A 17,641-nucleotide genomic window follows, 5' to 3' on the forward strand; every position below is an offset into this window, starting at 1 on the left:
GACCAAATTTTTTTAAACAAATAATTATTTTTGGCGTATACTAGAGCTGGGAAGTGAGCAAAATGCAAGCTAAATTACACGGAAAAACAGTGGAAGTTTGGCAAGTAAGTCGGACTAATGAACAGCCCCAATGGGTCAAAGAAGCTTTTGCTAAGCATTATTTGACTTGGGTCGGTAAGCGTTTACGCATCGTGATGCCAGCGCTAGATACCTCGACTATGGTAAACCTAAAGTTGGAGATGATCGGGACTTTAGGTGGTGGCTTTTGCGGTTATACGATGTATGTCATGGCCGACTAAGGTGACTATTTAGATGTGACCGACCATCGTGTTGTCAGTGAACAGCAATTTTTACGGAAATATCAAGTGGACTAATAAGTATGTGATAATGCGGTTAGTGCCGTATGAATAACGCGGGCTCCACCAAGATATGGTGGAGCCCGCGTTTGCTTTATCGCTTATTCTTTATTTGTACTTCTTTGCACTGTGAAGTCGTGCTGCGAAAATCTGAGCCTAGCGTATAGCTACGGATAGTCAATGATGCTAAGCCCGCATCATCGCCTATCCTAGGCTATCCGTACGGCTCATCCCGATTTTCTCCGCACTGTGTAAAGTCGTGCTGCGAATTGCAGCTCCTAGGAAATAACCCCATCACAACTCCGAGGCAAAAAGCGCCTCAAAGTTGCGCTGCAGTTATTTCTACGGAGCTAAGCGCAATTCTTCGCACTGTGTATTTATAGCATGATCCCGACGGTGTAGTGGATGATCATAGTGATGATCCCTACTATCAAGTTGCGTAGGATAGCAGTCTTGACCATGCCATTGCCCAATTTAGCACTTAAATAGCCGGTCAGTGCGACTGAGACACAGACCGCTAAGATCGTGGCCGGCCATTGATATTGAACTGGACTCAAAGTCATGGCTGCTAACGGGAAGATCCCACCGATCGAAGCCGAGACTAAAGACGAGAGAGCCGCATTCCACGGATTCATATATTGCCCGAGATTTAGGTTGTATTTGATGCTGATGATGGTCTCAAGTGGCTTTTTTGACATCAGATCTTGGGCGATCAAAGCAGCAGTTTGTTCGCTTACGCCCCGTTCAACGTAAAACATTTTGACAGTTGCTAATTCACTTGAAAAATCAGTCTTTAATAATTGCTTTTCTTTAGCGACTGCCGCTTTTTCGGCATCTTTTTGCGTGCTGACCGAAGCGTACTCGCCAGCTGCCATCGAAAAAGCACAGGCTAGTAGATCAGAAAGCCCCGCGATAAAGATCGTAAATTGATCAGTCGTTGCCACCGCCACACTGAACAATACGCCGACCACGGTCAAGATCCCATCATTTGAGCCTAAGACCCCAGCCCGTAAGGTATTGAGCCGTTCACTCATTGAACTTGTCTTTTTCATCTGCGTCTACCCCCCAATAATTTTCCCGATCAAATATGTAACTGCCATCGTCAGTGTCCCCGAGATGACGTTGCGGATGATACCTTGCTTTTTATCAGCCTTACTTAAAATAGCTGCGCCCCAGCCAGTCAAAGCTAAAGCGATCAAAACAGCGATGAAGGTCGCAATGATCTTGATCTTTTCGGGAAACAGCGTGATCGCAAGCATCGGCAATAATGAACCAGTTGGAAATGAGACCATTGAAGCGATCGCTGCGGCATACGGGTCGATGATCTCATTGATATTTAAGCCATAGCGTTCGCGAACTGTGGTCACGAGTGGATCTTTTTGCATCATTTCTTCCGTTGCTTTTTGTGCTAGATCGGGTCTGATCCCTTGAGCTAAATATTTTTGTTTGACCATTTCAAATTCATGCTCATAGTTCAATTTTAAGCGTGCTTTTTCCTCAGCGACGGCTTGCTTTTCAGAGTCTTTTTGCGTACTAACTGAAACATATTCGCCCATTGCCATCGAAACGGTCCCCGCTAGCATTCCGGCGATCCCTGAGATAAAGATCCCATAGTTACTGGCAGAAGCCCCAGCTACCCCGACAACGATCCCAGCAACTGAGATGATCCCATCATTTGCACCCATGACACTCGCACGTAAAATATTGACGCGCTGAGCTAAAGTCAATTTACTATCCATAATTGATAACCTCTTTTTTTAGAATGATTCTAAACTATATTCTACCGTAGAATTTAAATTTGTAAACAAAAAATTTAAGTTACCCAAAAATATTTCATCTGTATACCTATAATTATAGATCTAATGCTAATCTTTGTCTTAAGTTAACAATTTTGAGATAATTAAGAAGAGACAGTATCAGGCAAAGGGGGCAATGAAAATGAACAGGATAGGTAAATTGATCGTAAGTCTGTTGGTTGGTCTAGGCTTATTCTTCACTGCGAGTAGTACGGCTTTAGCAGATGGTGATTATCAAATAACTGACTATGATGCAACGGCAATTGTACGTGAAGGTGGCGAAATATTTTTTACCCAACGAATAACCTATGAATTTGATGGCGATTTTAATGGGGTATATTACGACCAAAACCTGACTAAAGTTACTGATGTCAGTGGAATTGAGGTCTCGATCACCCAGAATGGTCAAACGACTCAGTTGACTGAGAGCTCAACAGGGGAGAACAATACATTTACGCAAACAAAGACGGCAGATAATTTAAAGCTCAAAGTCTATCATAAAGTCAGTGATGATAAGTTGACGGTGAACTATCACTATGTTTTGAGTGGCTTGATCACGAACTATCAAGATACGGCTGAGTTGAATTGGAAGATCCTCGGTGCTGGTTGGGATGTGCGCTTGCATAATGTCAAGGTGACGGTGCAATTGCCCCAAGCTCCGATCAATGATCTGCAAGCTTGGACGCATGGTCCTTTGACCGGCTATACCGATGTTGATCGCAAGCAGGGTAAAGTGACGCTGACACTTGATGAACTTGATACCGATGAGATGTTGGAGACACATATGCTTTTCCCGACCTCGGTCACACCTATTAATCCGCAAGTGTCTAACGAAAAGGCAAAAGAAAGGATCCAGCAAGCCGAGGCTAAGTTGGCTAATGAAGCTAATCAAAAACGTAAAGCTGAGGAAAAAAAGGCACGAATCATCAAAAATATTTTCAGTGGGCTTGTGTTCACCCTTTCACTAGGCTTTATCGGGATCTTGGTGGCAAACCCGGGAAATAAAAAGACCAAATTACCGCCACTTAAGCATAGTTATGAGATCCCTAAGTATGCGCCTGAAGTAGCTTTTGCGGTATTAAACCAAATGCAGCCGAATAATCAAGCATTCAGTGCACATTTATTGGAGCTTGCGGGTCAAGGAAAGTTGGAGATCGTTGAAGCTTCAGACAAAGAAAATTATGTGATCAAGTTGAAGGATAAGGCAATTTTAGAAGATAGCTTATTGCGTTTTCTCTTTAAGAATATCGGAAATGGGACTGAATTTGATCTAAAGACCCTTAAGCAGGTAAAAAACAAGCGCAGTAAAGCCAAGGCGCTTAGTAAAAAATTTGAGCAATGGGCTAAGCGGGTAAAACGTCAAGCTGATGCCTATAACTATATCGATAAAAAGACGCATACTTGGTGTATTACTGTTATGCTAGGTGCTTTTGTCAACTTAGGGATCTTATTGTTATTGGGAGTTATCTTTAGTGGAACGATCAGATGGGTCTGTTTAGGTTTAGGGATCGTGATCATTTTATTGAGTGCCAAGTATTTGATGACGCACTCGGGTTATACGCCAACGGGAGACAGAGAGATCTATGAATTACGGTGTTTCAGATCGATGTTAAAAGATGTTGGGCGTTTTGATCTGCGCGAAGTAGGCGACATTGTTTTATGGGAGCAGATCATGCCGTATGCAGTTGCATTTGGATTAGCGAAGAAGGTCATCAAGGCCTTGAAAGCCGAGTTTAGTGTGGCTGAATTAGAGACTGGTTTTGGTATTTACTATGCATTGTATTTTGCAGGTAGTTGGAATGACAGTTTCACCTCAAGTTTTGAACAAAGTATTGCGGCAGCCAATGTTGATTCATCGTCTAGTGGTAGTTCAGGTGGTTTCTCCGGTGGTAGTTCCGGTGGCGGTGGCGGCGGAACCGGCGGTGCATTCTAAGGCAGAGTGTGAGGCAAAGCGTTTAGCGCCGTAGAAATAACGGTATCCCAGCCATGAGGCGTATTTTGCCTCATGGCTGGGACATTGTTATTTCCTAGGAGCTGCTTTGCCGAACACGTTTCGGCTATGTGGCTCATGAGGCGTATTTTGCCTCGAAGCTAGGGGGCAGTTATTTCCTAGGAGCTGTGCTGCCGAACACGTTTCGATTCTAGTGCAGTGCTAAGAAATCTTAAGGTTTTCTTAGCACTGCTTTATTATTAATTTAAGTAAAAAAACGGATAATGATAATCAGGAATTATTGTAGCAGTTGTTCTTTGCTTAGTCAGAAAGAAAGCGTTATACTGATTAAGTAAAGTCATATTTTTAAAAGAGTATACTTTATGGGAGGCTTATGAAACAAATATTGTATTTAATGCGACACGGTGAAACATTATTCAACCAATTGGGTAAGATCGAAGGTTGGAGTGATTCACCACTTGCTGAAAACGGTATCAAGAAAGCCAAGCGAGCAAGCGAATATTTTAAAGAAGTCGATCTTTCGGCGGCTTATTGTTCAGCTTCTGAGCGCTGTTGTGATACTTTGCGTCAAGTTACGTCATTACCATATATGCGTCTAAAGGGATTGAAGGAACAAAACTTCGGTCTGCTTGAAGGTGAGCATAATTACCTACAACACTTGCGCCCGTATGGTGATCTTTTTGTTAAGTACGGTGGCGAAAGTGATTTTGAAGTTCAAGATCGGATCGTTACGACCTGTACTGAATTGATGCACCGTTCCAGCGGTCACACCGTTTTGGCAGTCACACATGCTAATGCGTGTTTACAATTTATCAAACGCTGGGATGACCAGCTCGAGCTCTCCTATATCCCAAATGGGGCGATCTTTAAATATGGCTTCGATAAAGAAAATGATACGTTTGAACTGTTAGAACAGGTAGAGTTGACGGTTTAGACAAGAAAGGGTGAGCTGATTGGCTTTTAAGAAAGATTTTTTGTGGGGTGGCGCAACGGCTGCCAACCAATATGAAGGTAGCTTTGCTGAAGATGGTAAAGGTCTAAATGCGGTCGATGTTTTAACGAACGGCTCAGCAACTGAACCACGTAAAGTTACGTGGAAAAGATCTGACGGCACGACGGGAGCAACTCCACTTGAATGGGGGAGCGATTTTGAACTGCCAGTGGGTGCAAAACCAGCGTTAGTCGACGGGTATTACTATCCAAGTCATACAGCGACAGATTTTTATCATCACTATGAAGAAGACCTTAAATTGATGGCAGAGATGGGATTTAAGTGTTATCGGCTCTCACTCAATTGGTCACGGATCTTTCCAAATGGCGATGAAGAAACGCCAAATGAAGCTGGGCTAGTCTTTTATGATAAGATCTTTGACCTATGCAAACAGTATGGGATGGAACCGCTGGTAACTCTTTCGCACTACGAGACGCCTCTTGGTCTGATCAATGACTATGGTGGCTGGAAAAATCGCAAGTTGATCAAGTTCTTTGAAAATTATGTGCGAACTGTCTTCACACACTATAAAGGCAAAGTGAAGTATTGGTTGACCTTTAATGAGATCAATGCCGTTGATCTAGCCCCATATATGGGAGCAGGCTTGTTGGATTCGAGTTTGCAAAGCCGGGCGCAAGCTGCGCATGATCAATTTGTCGCTAGTGCTTTGGCAGTCAAGCTAGCCCATGAGATCGATGAAAATATGCAGGTCGGCATGATGTTAGCTTATCAGCCGGTATATCCGTATACTTGTGATCCCGCCGATCAGATCAAAGTTATGGAATACAACCAAAAGATGCTTTTCTATGCCGATGTTCAAGCCGGTGGCCGCTATCCTGACTATAAATTAAAAGAATATGAACGTGAAGGTATCAAGCTTGATATTGCGCCAGAAGATCATGCTTTGCTCAAAGACTATCCGGTCGATTTTGTGAGCTTTTCTTGTTATGGTTCAAATGTCTTGACGACGCATGAACAAGAAGCTGTTGATAGTGGGAATTTAGGGATCAATGGGATCAAAAATCCTTACTTAGAGACCAATGCTTGGGGCTGGGCCACTGATCCTGATTGTTTGCGACTAGCTTTGAACGTTTTGTGGGATCGATACCACAAACCACTTTGGGTCGTGGAAAATGGCCTTGGTTGGAGTGATGAGCTCACAAGTGATGGTAAAGTTCACGATGATTATCGGATCAAATATTTAAATGCAAACATCCGGTCGATGAAAGATGCGGTCGAGCTAGATGGCGTCGATCTTATGGGCTACACGATGTGGGGCTGTATCGACCTTGTGTCCAATGGGACGGGTGAGATGAAGAAGCGCTATGGCTTTGTCTATGTCGATCGTGATGATTTTGGTAATGGTAGCTTGAAGCGGATCCCCAAAGATTCATTTTACTGGTATCAAAAAGTTATTGCTTCAAATGGTGAAGATCTGACGATTTAAGCAATTTCCCGGGTTATTTTTGCTATAATTAAGTGAAAATAGGGAAATGAAGTGATGCAGTGGGCAAACGAGCAAACGAGTTGATGGTAGGTACTTTACCGGATGTAGCTGGCTTTATCCGCGAAATGGCTGCCAGTAAACAGGCGATCTTAGCCAAAGCAGCGCAAAAAAAGCGCCAGTTACAAGCTTTTACCACCGAGGAACAGGGCGATCAACATACTAATTTCAATGCTAAAATGATCGAATTGACCCCTGAACAAAAACAAGCCTACCGAGTTCGTAATCTACAAGTAGATTATCAATTTGCAGTCCGAAAATTACGGCAAGAAATGGGGCTAGATCAGCCACATTTTGCATATAAAGCAGGCTTTAGCTGGGAACGGCTAAAAACGATCGAAGCTGGTGAAGCTTTGCCGACAACAGATGAATTATTGCGGTTAGCTGAGATCAGTGGGCGTTCAGTCCACCTTCGCTTTGATTAGAGTGTGATCCAAAGCGGTCAGCGCCGTACGGATAAGACAGCCTTCACCAGAATGGGCATTTTTGGTGAAAGCTGTCTTATTTGTTATGCGTTGCTTTAGTGAATAGATTTTCATTCGGAATTTAGTTGACTTTTGTCTTGTTGATGGTATTATATTAGATAAAATTTTACCAAAAACGAACGATGGAGGCTGTATCATGACTGAAGTGACCCGTGATTTTACGCATAACTTACCCAAAGCTGAATTGCATGTGCATATCGAAGGGACCTTAGAACCCGAACTAAAACTCAAATTAGCTCAGAAAAATAACATTGATATCGGTCAAAAGACGATCGCTGAAGTAGAGGAGAATTTAAAGTATGATGATCTTGCGTCATTTTTAGCGGTCTACTATCCAGCAATGGAAGTTTTAGTGCACGAAGAGGATTTCTATGAATTGGCAATGGCCTACCTCAAAAAAGCGGCTAAAAATAATGTGCGACATGCTGAAATCTTCTTTGATCTCCAAGCGCATACTAGTCGTGGCGTCAAATTTGAAACAGTCATCAATGGTTTATATCGCGCAACTGTAGATGCACGGGCGTTAAACATTGATGCGCGTTTGATCATGTGTTTCTTGCGCGATCTGTCCCGGGAATCGGCGCGTAAGACTTTACTTGAGGCCTTACCTTACAAGGATAAATTTATTGGGGTCGGCCTCGATTCAGATGAACACAATAACCCACCGATGAAGTTTTTCAATCAGTTCTGTACCGCTCAAGAGCATGGCTTACACGTTACAGCCCACGCCGATGTCGATCAAGTCAACTCATTAGAGCATATTCGTGAATTGTTAGAGGTTATCGGCGTTGAACGGATCGATCACGGAACTAATATTGTTGAGGATCCAGATCTAGTTGAATTTGCCGCTAAACAAGGGGTTGGTTTTACTTCATGTCCACTCTCAAATGACTTTATCGCGTCTGATATGAAGGGCAAAGAAGTGCTCGAATTGTTAGCAAAAGGCGTTAAAGTTTCGATCCATTCTGATGATCCGGCCTATTTTGGAGGCTATATTGGTGATAACTACTACGCACTAGCTCAAAAGTATGACTTAACTAAAGAACAGATCGTGGCCTTAGCTAAGAATTCCTTTGCCGCTTCCTGGATCAGCGAACAACAAAAAGCTTTTTATCTAGCAGAATTAGATGAATATTTAGCAAATAACTAGACAAGGTGAGTAAAATGGGCCAAAAAGTTGATGTGGGGCATGTAAAAGAAGTGATTCATGAATTGTATAATAGCTTAGCTGAACGTCCAGAACAAAGTGCGCGGTTATTGGATATTTTAGATGTGTTGGCACAAGTCTATAAGAAGATCGATCAAGAAGAATATCCAGAATATTTGGTGGATCGGCTTGTTAAATACATTTATGCAGTTGGTTTTAACAACAAAATTCGCTTTTTAGGGCAGGACGGGAAACTTCTAGTCGAGCTAAGTGATGTTGCCAAAAAAGCGGGGCTAAATAGTCGCTATCGGGCTGATTATAGCGATAAATCCCAATTCTATGGCTTTTTTGAAGAATTTCCGCGGCGCTGATCCGTGTATATAGTCGTGCATCTCAAAGCAGTGCCTAGCGGATGACCCGCTTGGGGGAGCACTGTGTTTTCTGATTGACAAATCAAAAGTTTAACATTATATTATAGATAATCATTCTTATCTTAATTGATAAAGTAGTCAAAGTGCTTTATCCACATGAGAAGCTTGTCTTGGGGACAAGTTTATTTTGTGTGGAGTAGGCGCTTTTTTTATGCTTAAAGATAAATTTTACGGAGGGAAATAATGGCAAATACAGTGACTGAATTTGATACGATCGCGGCGATCGCTACCCCACCTGGAGAAGGGGCGATCTCGATCGTGCGTTTGAGTGGCGATGATGCAGTGACGATCGCTAACCAAGTATTTAAAGGCAAGGATCTGACTAAAGTTTCTAGTCATACGATCAATTATGGTCATTTTATCGATCCTAAAACCCGGGAAATAATCGATGAAGTAATGGTCTCTGTTTTGCGAGCACCTAAGACGTTTACGTGTGAAGATACGATCGAGATCAACTGCCACGGTGGGATCGTGCCCACCAATAAGATCTTACAAGTCTTATTGACCAATGGTGCGCGGTTAGCTGAACCGGGTGAATTTACTAAGCGTGCTTTCTTGCATGGGCGGATCGACTTGGCGCAAGCTGAATCAGTGATGGATCTGATCCGCGCTAAGACCGACCGCTCGATGAAGGCTGCGTTGAACCAGCTTGATGGAAATCTTTCGCAATTGATCAAGAATTTACGGCAAGAGATCTTGGATGTACTGGCTCAAGTCGAAGTCAATATTGACTATCCTGAATATGATGATGTTGAAGAGATGACTTCTAAGCTGTTGCGTGAAAAAGCGATCGATGTTCGTGCAAAGATCGAACAACTTTTAGTTACCGCGCGCCAAGGCAAGATCTTGCGTGAAGGGTTAGCGACTGCTTTGGTTGGCCGGCCTAATGTTGGGAAATCCAGCTTATTGAATCATTTGTTACATGAAGATAAGGCGATCGTGACGGATATTGCTGGGACGACGCGAGATGTGATCGAAGAATACGTCAATGTTCGCGGTGTACCATTAAAATTGGTCGATACAGCCGGGATCCGCGAAACCGATGATATGGTCGAAAAAATCGGGGTCGAGCGTTCACGACAAGCGATCGACCGCTCTGATCTGGTGATGTTATTGTTAAATGCCAGTGAGCCTTTGACTACTGAAGATATCGAGTTATTGCAACTGACGCAAGCTAAAAAGCGGATCATCGTCTTGAATAAGATGGATCTTGAACCAAAACTCGATCCTAATGAATTATATCAATACGTTGATAAAGCTGAAGTTCTCAAGACCTCAGTGCTAAAAAATGAAGGGATCAGCGAATTAGAAGAGCATATCGCTGCGCTTTTCTATGGCGGGATCGAAAATTCGCAGGCGACAGTTTTAGTGACCAATGCACGCCATATTGCTTTGTTAGAACAAGCTAAGGCTGCTTTGGAAGCAGTTTTAACTGGCTTGGATCAAGAATTGCCAGTTGATCTAGTTCAGATCGATATGACCCGTGCTTGGGAACTATTGGGTGAGATCACAGGTGATAGTTACCAAGATGAGTTATTAGATCAGTTATTCAGTCAATTCTGTTTAGGAAAATAAGGGAGTATTTATGCAATTTGGAGAAAAATACAAGGCAAAAGATTATGATGTGATCGTAGTAGGTGCTGGCCATGCGGGCTGTGAGGCAGCTTTAGCTTCAGCACGGATGGGTAATGAGACCCTTTTGATCACGATCAACTTAGAAATGGTGGCATTTATGCCATGTAATCCTTCGATCGGTGGTCCAGCTAAGGGGATCGTTGTGCGTGAAGTTGATGCACTCGGCGGTGAAATGGGTAAAAATATTGACAAAACTTACGTGCAGATGCGGATGCTAAACACCGGTAAAGGCCCAGCTGTTCGAGCTTTACGGGCTCAAGCAGATAAGAGTCGCTATTCGATCGAAATGAAGCATACGTTGGAAAATCAACCACATTTGACTTTACGCCAAGGGATCGTCGATGATCTGATCGTTGAAGATGGTGAAGTCAAGGGAGTTGTGACTAACACGGGAGCTTGTTATGGTGCGAAGGCCGTTGTCTTAACAACTGGGACTTCAGCTCGCGGTAAGATCATCATTGGTGAATTGATGTATTCTTCCGGCCCTAACAATACGCAAGCTGCGATCGAATTATCTAAGAATCTAGAACGTTTAGGGTTTGAACTCAAGCGTTTCAAGACTGGTACACCGCCACGAGTAGATGGTAATACGATCGATTATGCTAAGACAGAGGAACAACCAGGTGATGTAGAGCCTCATCTATTCAGTTATGAAAGTGACGATGCCAACTATTTAGATGTAAAACAACAGTTATCTTGTTGGTTGACTTATACACAAGAGATGACACACAAGATCATTCGTGATAATCTCGACCGGGCACCGATGTTTTCTGGTGTGATCGAAGGGGTCGGCCCGCGCTATTGTCCTTCGATCGAAGACAAGATCGTCCGTTTTTCTGATAAACCGCGCCATCAGTTATTTATCGAACCAGAAGGCCGTGATACCGATGAATACTATATCCAAGGGCTGTCAACTTCTTTACCAGAAGATGTACAACAACAAATGGTCCATTCGATCCCAGGCTTAGAGCAAGCTGAGATGATGCGCCCTGGTTATGCGATCGAATACGATATCGTTTCACCATACCAGTTACGTCCGACCCTTGAGACTAAGTTGATCAAAGGGCTATACACTGCTGGACAAACTAACGGGACTTCAGGTTACGAAGAAGCGGCTGGCCAAGGGTTGATCGCCGGTATCAATGCGGGTCGTCATGCTTTAGGCAAAGAAGAGATCGTCTTGAAGCGTAGTGATGCTTATATTGGGGTCATGATCGATGACTTAGTAACTAAGGGGACAAATGAACCATACCGTTTGTTGACGAGTCGAGCAGAATATCGCTTGATCTTGCGTCATGATAATGCCGATCTACGTTTAACAGAACTTGGTCACGAGATCGGCTTGATATCAGATGAACGTTTGGCAGCTTTTGAAGCTAAGAAAGCTGAGATTGCTGCTGAAAAAGAACGGTTATCCAAGATCCGCATCAAGCCATCACCAGAAGTAGATGCATATTTAGAAGCTCATGGCGATCGTCCTTTGAAAGATGGGGTCTTAGCAAGTGATTTCTTGCGTCGTCCGTACGTGACCTATGCCGATCTGATGCAATTTATTCCAGCTGCACCAGAAGCCCTTGATCGGCGAGTGATCGAGCAGATCGAGATCCAATACAAATATGAAGGCTACATCAAGAAAGCCTATGAGAAAGTTGAAAAATTAAAGCGGATGGAAGCTAAGAAGATTCCAGAAAATATTGATTATATGGCGATCGAAGGCTTAGCTACTGAAGCTAAACAAAAATTAGTCAAGATCCAGCCTGAGACCTTGGCGCAAGCAAGTCGGATCAGTGGTGTCAATCCTGCTGACTTGTCGATCTTAGCGGTGTATATCGAACAAGGCAAGATCGCTAAAGTGAAAGATTAAGCGAAAAGACGGATAACTCCGGGAGAATGTTCCTGCTGAGTTATTCGTCTTTTTTGGTTTAAATTTCTAATGAGCGGATGCGCTCGATCTCCTTTGTGACGTCTTGGGCCCCACTGGGATCGCCCATCTATTGGAGAATATCACGATATTTTTCAACGGTAGAAAAATCTTGTTCACAAAGTGCTAAGAAGGCATAGGCAGTATTCAAAGAGTCGAATTGAAATAGTTCTTTATACAGAGGGCTCCCCCTTTTCTATCCAGAGCTTTGCTTGGGGAAAGTCATTATTTGTGATGAGTAAAAGACTACAATTTTCGATAAGAGCGAACTTTAAGTGCAGTAAGTGAGGATAGTTAGTATTGATCGCTTGGAGTGCCATTTGAGCAATTGAGGCAGCAGTGTCTAAATCAAAGAAATAGAGAATATTGTTGAGCAAAAATAAGTCAAATTTTGTCCAAGTATCGATTTTTTTCAGACTTTGCCAAACCACACTGGCTTGTTCTTTAGCTGCAGAATAGTGACCGCGTTCAAATTCATAGATAGCGGCTAGAATCGTCTTAATATGGTAAACGTCTAAATCTTTATGTTAGGTATTGCTGATCGGAAATTTGGAGGTTAAGTTCATATTTATACTGAGGCAAGAGTTGTTTATCAGAATTTGATGACAGCTAGTTTGGCAGAAAAAAATAGAATTTCTCCTAAAAGTGAACGGTTATTGAAGCAAATTGACGATTTTTCAAGATCTAGAAGCATATGGTCAAAAATCAATGATCTTATGACGGCAAAAACTTGGCTTGGAAAATAAATATATGGAAATTTTTATAGAAGGTATAGTTAACATAGTATTCGTAAAGTATTTTTCTAAACCGGAATACTAGGTGAGTTCAATAAAAATTATGATATCCCTGCTTTTTATGGCTAAATTTGTTATGATTTAGGTATTGTAAAAAGAGAAGGGGTATTTTATTTATGGAAACATGGTTATTTTTGCTGCTGATCCTGGCAGTTTCTTTTTTTGGTAAGAACAATTCTTTGATCATTGCAACACTTGTAGTTATGGCGATCAAATTGATCCCGGCGTTATCTGAAAAGTGGTTCCCAGTGATCCAAGCAAGGGGGATCAATTGGGGGGTCACGATCATTTCAGTTGCGATCTTGATCCCGATCGCGACTGGTCAGATCACATTTCGCGATCTGCTAGATGCTTTTAAGATGCCGGCTGGCTGGATCGCAGTCGGGTGTGGTATCTTAGTTGCGATCTTATCCCGGTATGGCGTTGATCAGTTGGCGGCTACTCCACAAGTTACTGTTGCCTTAGTCTTTGGAACTATTTTAGGTGTAGTTTTCTTGCGTGGGGTCGCAGCTGGACCCGTGATTGCCAGTGGGATGACTTTTGTGATCATCAGTTTATTAGGTCTTAGTTTTAAATAATGTAAAAAACTCCTGTAATAAAAAATAATTGCAGGAGTTTTTGCGTATCTATATAGTGGAGGCACTTAAAGCAAGGTGGAATTATTCTTCAGATAATTCAGGTAAGCTACCGCGGCGAACGAAGTGGAGAACAAGTCCCACGACAAGGCCGACGAGTGCTGGGACCGCCCATGACATTCCGATGCTTGCGAGCGGTAGGTATGAACGCATATCAGCCACGACTAGCCCAACTTGGCTTTGGCTGACTACTTTTGGAAAAGCAACGATCATATCAAAGAAGGCTGGAACAACGGTACAAACAACGACTGTAAGATAAACGACCCCATCTCGTTTGAAAAGTGGTGAGAAAACTGAGAGTAAGATCAAAACCATTGAGAGTGGGTAGAGGAACATCAACATTGGGGTTGACCAAGCGATGATCGTTTCGAGCCCAAAGTTAGCTGTTAAGAATGAAGATAAGCAACTTAAGAATAACCAAACATGGTAGCTGACCTTTGGAAAATGATTATGAAAATCTTGCGCAAAAGCAGCAACTAAGCCAACTGCAGTCGTTAAACAGGTCACTGTCAAAAGTGCGGCTAAAACAGCTTGACCCACTGGACCAGCGTAAGCATTGACGATTTGAGTAAAGGCTGTGCCCCCTTCAGGCGATAACTTGAATTGTCCTAGAGACATTGCACCTAATAAGATCAAGAGCAAGTAGATCAAAGCAACTGCCCCCATGGAGAAGAAACCTGATTTAGCCGTAACGAGTGAAACGCTCTTGGGATCTTTTTGCCCCATCTGTTGGATAGCTGTGACCACTGTGACCCCAAAGGCTAAACCGGCTAAAGCATCCATCGTGTTGTAACCTTCCAAAAAGCCGTTTGTTAAAGCATTTGAGAAGTTAGAGTATGCTTCTGTAACAGGTGCACTTGTAGTCGAACCTAATGGATTTGCAAAAGCTACCACAAAAACTAAGGTCAAAAGTGCTAGGAACAAAGGATTCAAAACCTTACCGACATTAGACAAGATGTTGTTTTCACGGTAAGAAAATACAAAAGCGGCGCCGAAAAATAAAGCAGAAAATAAGAGCAAGCCCCAGCTGTTATCAGCCCCTAAAAATGGTTTCAAACCAACTGCATAAGCAACAGTTGCCGTCCGTGGTGTTCCAAAGAGTGGTCCGATCGTAGCGTGGATCAAGACCATAAATGTCAATGCAAAGCCAGTCCCAAGCGGTAAACCAACATCATAGACACCTTTAGCCCGAGTGATCGCGATGGCCAAAACTGATAATAGTGGTAATAAGACCCCAGTAACTAAAAATCCAAGGGCTGCTGGTCCCCAGTTATGTCCGGCTAATTGACCTAAATGTAAGGGGAAGATCAAGTTCCCAGCCCCAAAGAACAGGCCAAATAGTAATGAGCTGACGACAGCATAATCTTTAAATGTCATCTTTTTTTCTGTGTTATTCATAATCCATACTCTCCTTTTTTAGTTGCACAAAATATCAGAACTAAAAGAAAAAGCGTCCTTAGACTAATTGCTTAGTCCAAGGACGCCTGTAGAGCGTGGTACCACCTTGCTTCATGAACGCCTCGCTACGTTCACCTTTCACATACGGCCCGTGCCTAGAATAAAGGGCGATATGCTAACACTGTAATGGGTGTACCCAGAGTATCTACTAGAAGTTCGTTCGATACAACGCTCGAAAGTGATTTTTCATCGTAAGGCTGACCTGCTCTCTTTCACCGACCAGAGCTCGCTTTTAGGCGCACATACGATTACTTGTCTTTCTCATTGCGTTCGCTGATATTTATTGTTGAACTAAATTTACAACCTTTTTTTGGTAATGTCAACACTTTTTTTGAAGAAAATAAGTTAGCACCAAAAATGAGTTTATAGAAATAACATTTTCAAATAATTTTTTTCTAATGTTCGTTGCTAGTGCTAGATAATAAAGGGATAAGTAAATGTTTTTAGTTTTGATTTGATAATTTTATTTCATATTGCAATTATGACCCTACAAATAGCGGTTTTAAAAAGTGAAAACTTTTAGTAAATTAGTTGTTGATAAAAGTAAAAATTATAAATAGAATTGGTAAAAAATTCACTCACGCTAAATTAGGGGGGCGAGATATTGTTACTGGAAATCAAAAATGTCAGTACCGCATTCAAAGTTGAGGGCCAATTTTACAACGCACTTGATGATGTTTGCTTAGAAGTAAATGAAAATGAAGTTCTAGCGATCGTTGGTGAATCTGGCTGTGGTAAGAGTACTTTAGCCACGAGTATTATGGGGCTACACAACGAGAAGCAAGCCAAAGTGACTGGAAGTATCAAATATCGTGGGACCGAATTGGTCGGCACGAGGCGCCAACAACTAGAACAGATCCGTGGCAAACAGATCGGAATGATCTTTCAAGATCCGCTCTCTGCACTTAATCCGTTGATACGTGTGGAAGATCAGATCAAAGAAAGCTTGGACCTCCATACTAAGATGACAGATGAGCAAAAACATGCTCGTGTGCTTGAATTACTACAGCAAGTAGGTCTAGAACATCCCGAGCTAGTGGCACGGCAATATCCACATGAGTTATCAGGTGGGATGCGCCAACGTGTCGTTATTGCGATCGCGATCGCCTGCAAGCCCGATCTGATCATTGCTGATGAACCGACCACAGCCTTAGATGTTACGATCCAAGCTCAGATCTTGGATTTATTGCTAGCGATCCAAGCTGAAAATCATGCGGGCATCATTTTGATCACCCATGATCTAGGGGTCGTGGCAGAGATGGCCGACCGAGTTGCTGTGATGTATGCGGGGCAGGTCGTTGAGTTAGGGTCGGCTAAGCAAATTTTTACCGATCCCAAACATCCATATACACGATCACTCTTACGCTCAATGCCACAAGCGGACAGCGATCAAGAAGAATTATACGTGATCGAGGGGATGGTGCCATCTTTGAAGAATGTGGAACATAGCGGTTGTCGTTTTGCTAAACGTGTCCCATGGCTAGATACCTGGGAACATGAAAGTGAACCGCAAATGCACCAAGTTGCGGTCGGCCATTACGTCAGATGTATTTGTTGGCGGGATTTCAAATTTCCCGATGAAACTAAAGTAGGGGGCGCTGATAATGGGTGATGAATTGCTAAAAGTAGAGAATTTGCGGGTCCATTATCCCGTACGATCAGGTTTTTTCAATCATGTAACAGATTATGTCCATGCGGTCGATGGGGTCTCATTTACGATCCAAAAGGGGCAAAGTTACGGTGTGATCGGTGAATCAGGCTCGGGGAAATCAACGATCGGGCAAGCACTTGTTGGCTTGGTCGAAGCGACTTCGGGGACGATCACTTACCGTGGAAAAGATGTGACTGACAAGCGGGTCAGAAAGAAACTAAAGTACAACAAAGACGTACAGATGATCTTTCAAGATTCACTTTCCAGTCTAGATCCAAAGAAAAAGGTCATCGATATCATCGGTGAGCCACTCAGAAATTTTGAAAAATTGTCACGTAAAGATTTAAAACAGCTGGTACTTGAATTACTACAAACTGTGGGCTTGGATGAGGAATCACTGTATAAGTATCCCCATCAATTTTCTGGGGGACAACGGCAACGGATCGGAGTTGCGCGAGCCGTGGCGACTAAACCCAAATTGATCATTGCTGATGAACCAGTCTCGGCTTTGGATCTGTCGGTACAGGCTCAAGTCTTGAATTACATGAAGGCGATCCAAAAAAAGTATGGTGTAGCCTTTCTGTTTATTTCACATGATCTAGGGGTCGTCCATCACATGTGTGACAATTTGGCGATCATGCATCGAGGACGCTTTGTTGAAATTGGGACACGTGAGGATATTTATACAAAACGTCTTTTGGCTGCTATTCCGCAGACAGATGTAGAAAATCGGGAAAGTCATCGCAAAAAGCATCAAGCACTCGAAGCCGAATATAATGCTCAAAAAGAGGATTATTATGATAAAAATGGTCGGGTCTATCCGTTAGAAGAGGTAACGCGGACACATTCTGTTGCTTTGAGAAAAGAATGAGCACTGAAAGGGGAA

At 42.8% G+C, this 17,641-nt stretch carries 14 protein-coding genes, 2 pseudogenes and 1 other annotated feature; of the genes and pseudogenes, 12 read left to right on the forward strand and 4 right to left on the reverse strand.

Translation table 11 applies throughout. The features are described 5' to 3' along the window. Nucleotides 1-62 precede the first annotated feature (62 nt). Nucleotides 63-374, forward strand: a pseudogene (locus FC30_RS03030) (hypothetical protein). Between the two features lie 359 nt (nt 375-733). On the opposite strand, the gene FC30_RS03035 reads toward FC30_RS03030, so the two are convergent. After that, entirely contained in the window at nt 734-1,408 is a 675-nt protein-coding gene (locus FC30_RS03035) for a VIT1/CCC1 transporter family protein (RefSeq protein ID WP_010690026.1), read from the reverse strand. A 6-nt stretch (nt 1,409-1,414) separates the two neighbouring features. Continuing rightward, on the reverse strand, nt 1,415-2,095 hold the full coding sequence (locus tag FC30_RS03040) for a VIT1/CCC1 transporter family protein (protein ID WP_010690025.1): 681 nt from the start codon (nt 2,093-2,095) through the stop codon (nt 1,415-1,417). A gap of 199 nt (nt 2,096-2,294) precedes the next feature. On the opposite strand from FC30_RS03040, the gene FC30_RS03045 reads away from it, so the two are divergent. From FC30_RS03045 to mnmG, 8 genes are all read left to right on the forward strand, one after another. After that, nucleotides 2,295-4,085: a DUF2207 family protein gene (locus FC30_RS03045; RefSeq protein WP_010690024.1), complete on the forward strand. Its 1,791-nt coding sequence runs from the start codon at nt 2,295-2,297 to the stop codon at nt 4,083-4,085. 391 nt (nt 4,086-4,476) lie between these two features. Next, nucleotides 4,477-5,037: a histidine phosphatase family protein gene (locus tag FC30_RS03050; RefSeq protein WP_010690023.1), complete on the forward strand. Its 561-nt coding sequence runs from the start codon at nt 4,477-4,479 to the stop codon at nt 5,035-5,037. A gap of 19 nt (nt 5,038-5,056) precedes the next feature. Then, complete coding sequence (locus FC30_RS03055; RefSeq protein WP_010690021.1) at nt 5,057-6,541, forward strand: family 1 glycosylhydrolase; 1,485 nt, start codon at nt 5,057-5,059, stop codon at nt 6,539-6,541. 59 nt (nt 6,542-6,600) lie between these two features. After that, nucleotides 6,601-7,023 (forward strand): helix-turn-helix domain-containing protein, encoded by a 423-nt coding sequence (locus FC30_RS03060; protein WP_010690019.1) that lies wholly within the window; start codon nt 6,601-6,603, stop codon nt 7,021-7,023. 196 nt (nt 7,024-7,219) lie between these two features. Continuing rightward, on the forward strand, nt 7,220-8,233 hold the full coding sequence (add, locus tag FC30_RS03065) for an adenosine deaminase (RefSeq protein WP_010690017.1): 1,014 nt from the start codon (nt 7,220-7,222) through the stop codon (nt 8,231-8,233). Between the two features lie 14 nt (nt 8,234-8,247). Next, nucleotides 8,248-8,601 carry a bacteriocin immunity protein gene (locus FC30_RS03070; RefSeq protein ID WP_010690016.1) on the forward strand — a complete coding sequence of 118 codons (354 nt, stop codon included), beginning with the start codon at nt 8,248-8,250 and terminating at the stop codon, nt 8,599-8,601. Nucleotides 8,602-8,844: 243 nt separating this feature from the next. Continuing rightward, nucleotides 8,845-10,236, forward strand: a complete 1,392-nt coding sequence (mnmE, locus tag FC30_RS03075; RefSeq protein WP_010690013.1) for a tRNA uridine-5-carboxymethylaminomethyl(34) synthesis GTPase MnmE — start codon at nt 8,845-8,847, stop codon at nt 10,234-10,236. Between the two features lie 10 nt (nt 10,237-10,246). Further along, nucleotides 10,247-12,160, forward strand: coding sequence for a tRNA uridine-5-carboxymethylaminomethyl(34) synthesis enzyme MnmG (gene mnmG / locus FC30_RS03080; RefSeq protein ID WP_010690010.1), 1,914 nt, complete (start codon nt 10,247-10,249; stop codon nt 12,158-12,160). 230 nt (nt 12,161-12,390) lie between these two features. Here the strand turns inward: mnmG and FC30_RS09885 are convergent. After that, nucleotides 12,391-12,726: pseudogene (locus FC30_RS09885) on the reverse strand (Rgg family transcriptional regulator); the annotation flags it as partial. Nucleotides 12,727-13,127: 401 nt separating this feature from the next. On the opposite strand from FC30_RS09885, the gene FC30_RS03090 reads away from it, so the two are divergent. Further along, entirely contained in the window at nt 13,128-13,589 is a 462-nt protein-coding gene (locus FC30_RS03090) for a DUF441 domain-containing protein (protein WP_010690008.1), read from the forward strand. An 81-nt stretch (nt 13,590-13,670) separates the two neighbouring features. Here FC30_RS03090 and brnQ read toward each other — a convergent pair whose 3' ends face one another. Further along, nucleotides 13,671-15,044 (reverse strand): branched-chain amino acid transport system II carrier protein, encoded by a 1,374-nt coding sequence (brnQ, locus tag FC30_RS03095; protein WP_010690007.1) that lies wholly within the window; start codon nt 15,042-15,044, stop codon nt 13,671-13,673. 75 nt (nt 15,045-15,119) lie between these two features. Beyond that, nucleotides 15,120-15,378: a binding site (T-box leader), on the reverse strand. 330 nt (nt 15,379-15,708) lie between these two features. Here brnQ and FC30_RS03100 point away from each other — a divergent pair. Continuing rightward, nucleotides 15,709-16,716 (forward strand): ABC transporter ATP-binding protein, encoded by a 1,008-nt coding sequence (locus FC30_RS03100; RefSeq protein WP_010690006.1) that lies wholly within the window; start codon nt 15,709-15,711, stop codon nt 16,714-16,716. Beyond that, complete coding sequence (locus FC30_RS03105; RefSeq protein ID WP_010690005.1) at nt 16,709-17,626, forward strand: ATP-binding cassette domain-containing protein; 918 nt, start codon at nt 16,709-16,711, stop codon at nt 17,624-17,626. The genes FC30_RS03100 and FC30_RS03105 overlap by 8 nt, the downstream gene beginning before the upstream one ends. The last annotated feature ends 15 nt before the right edge of the window (nt 17,627-17,641 follow it).

The organism is Ligilactobacillus animalis KCTC 3501 = DSM 20602, assembly GCF_001434535.1.
Classification (GTDB): domain Bacteria; phylum Bacillota; class Bacilli; order Lactobacillales; family Lactobacillaceae; genus Ligilactobacillus; species Ligilactobacillus animalis.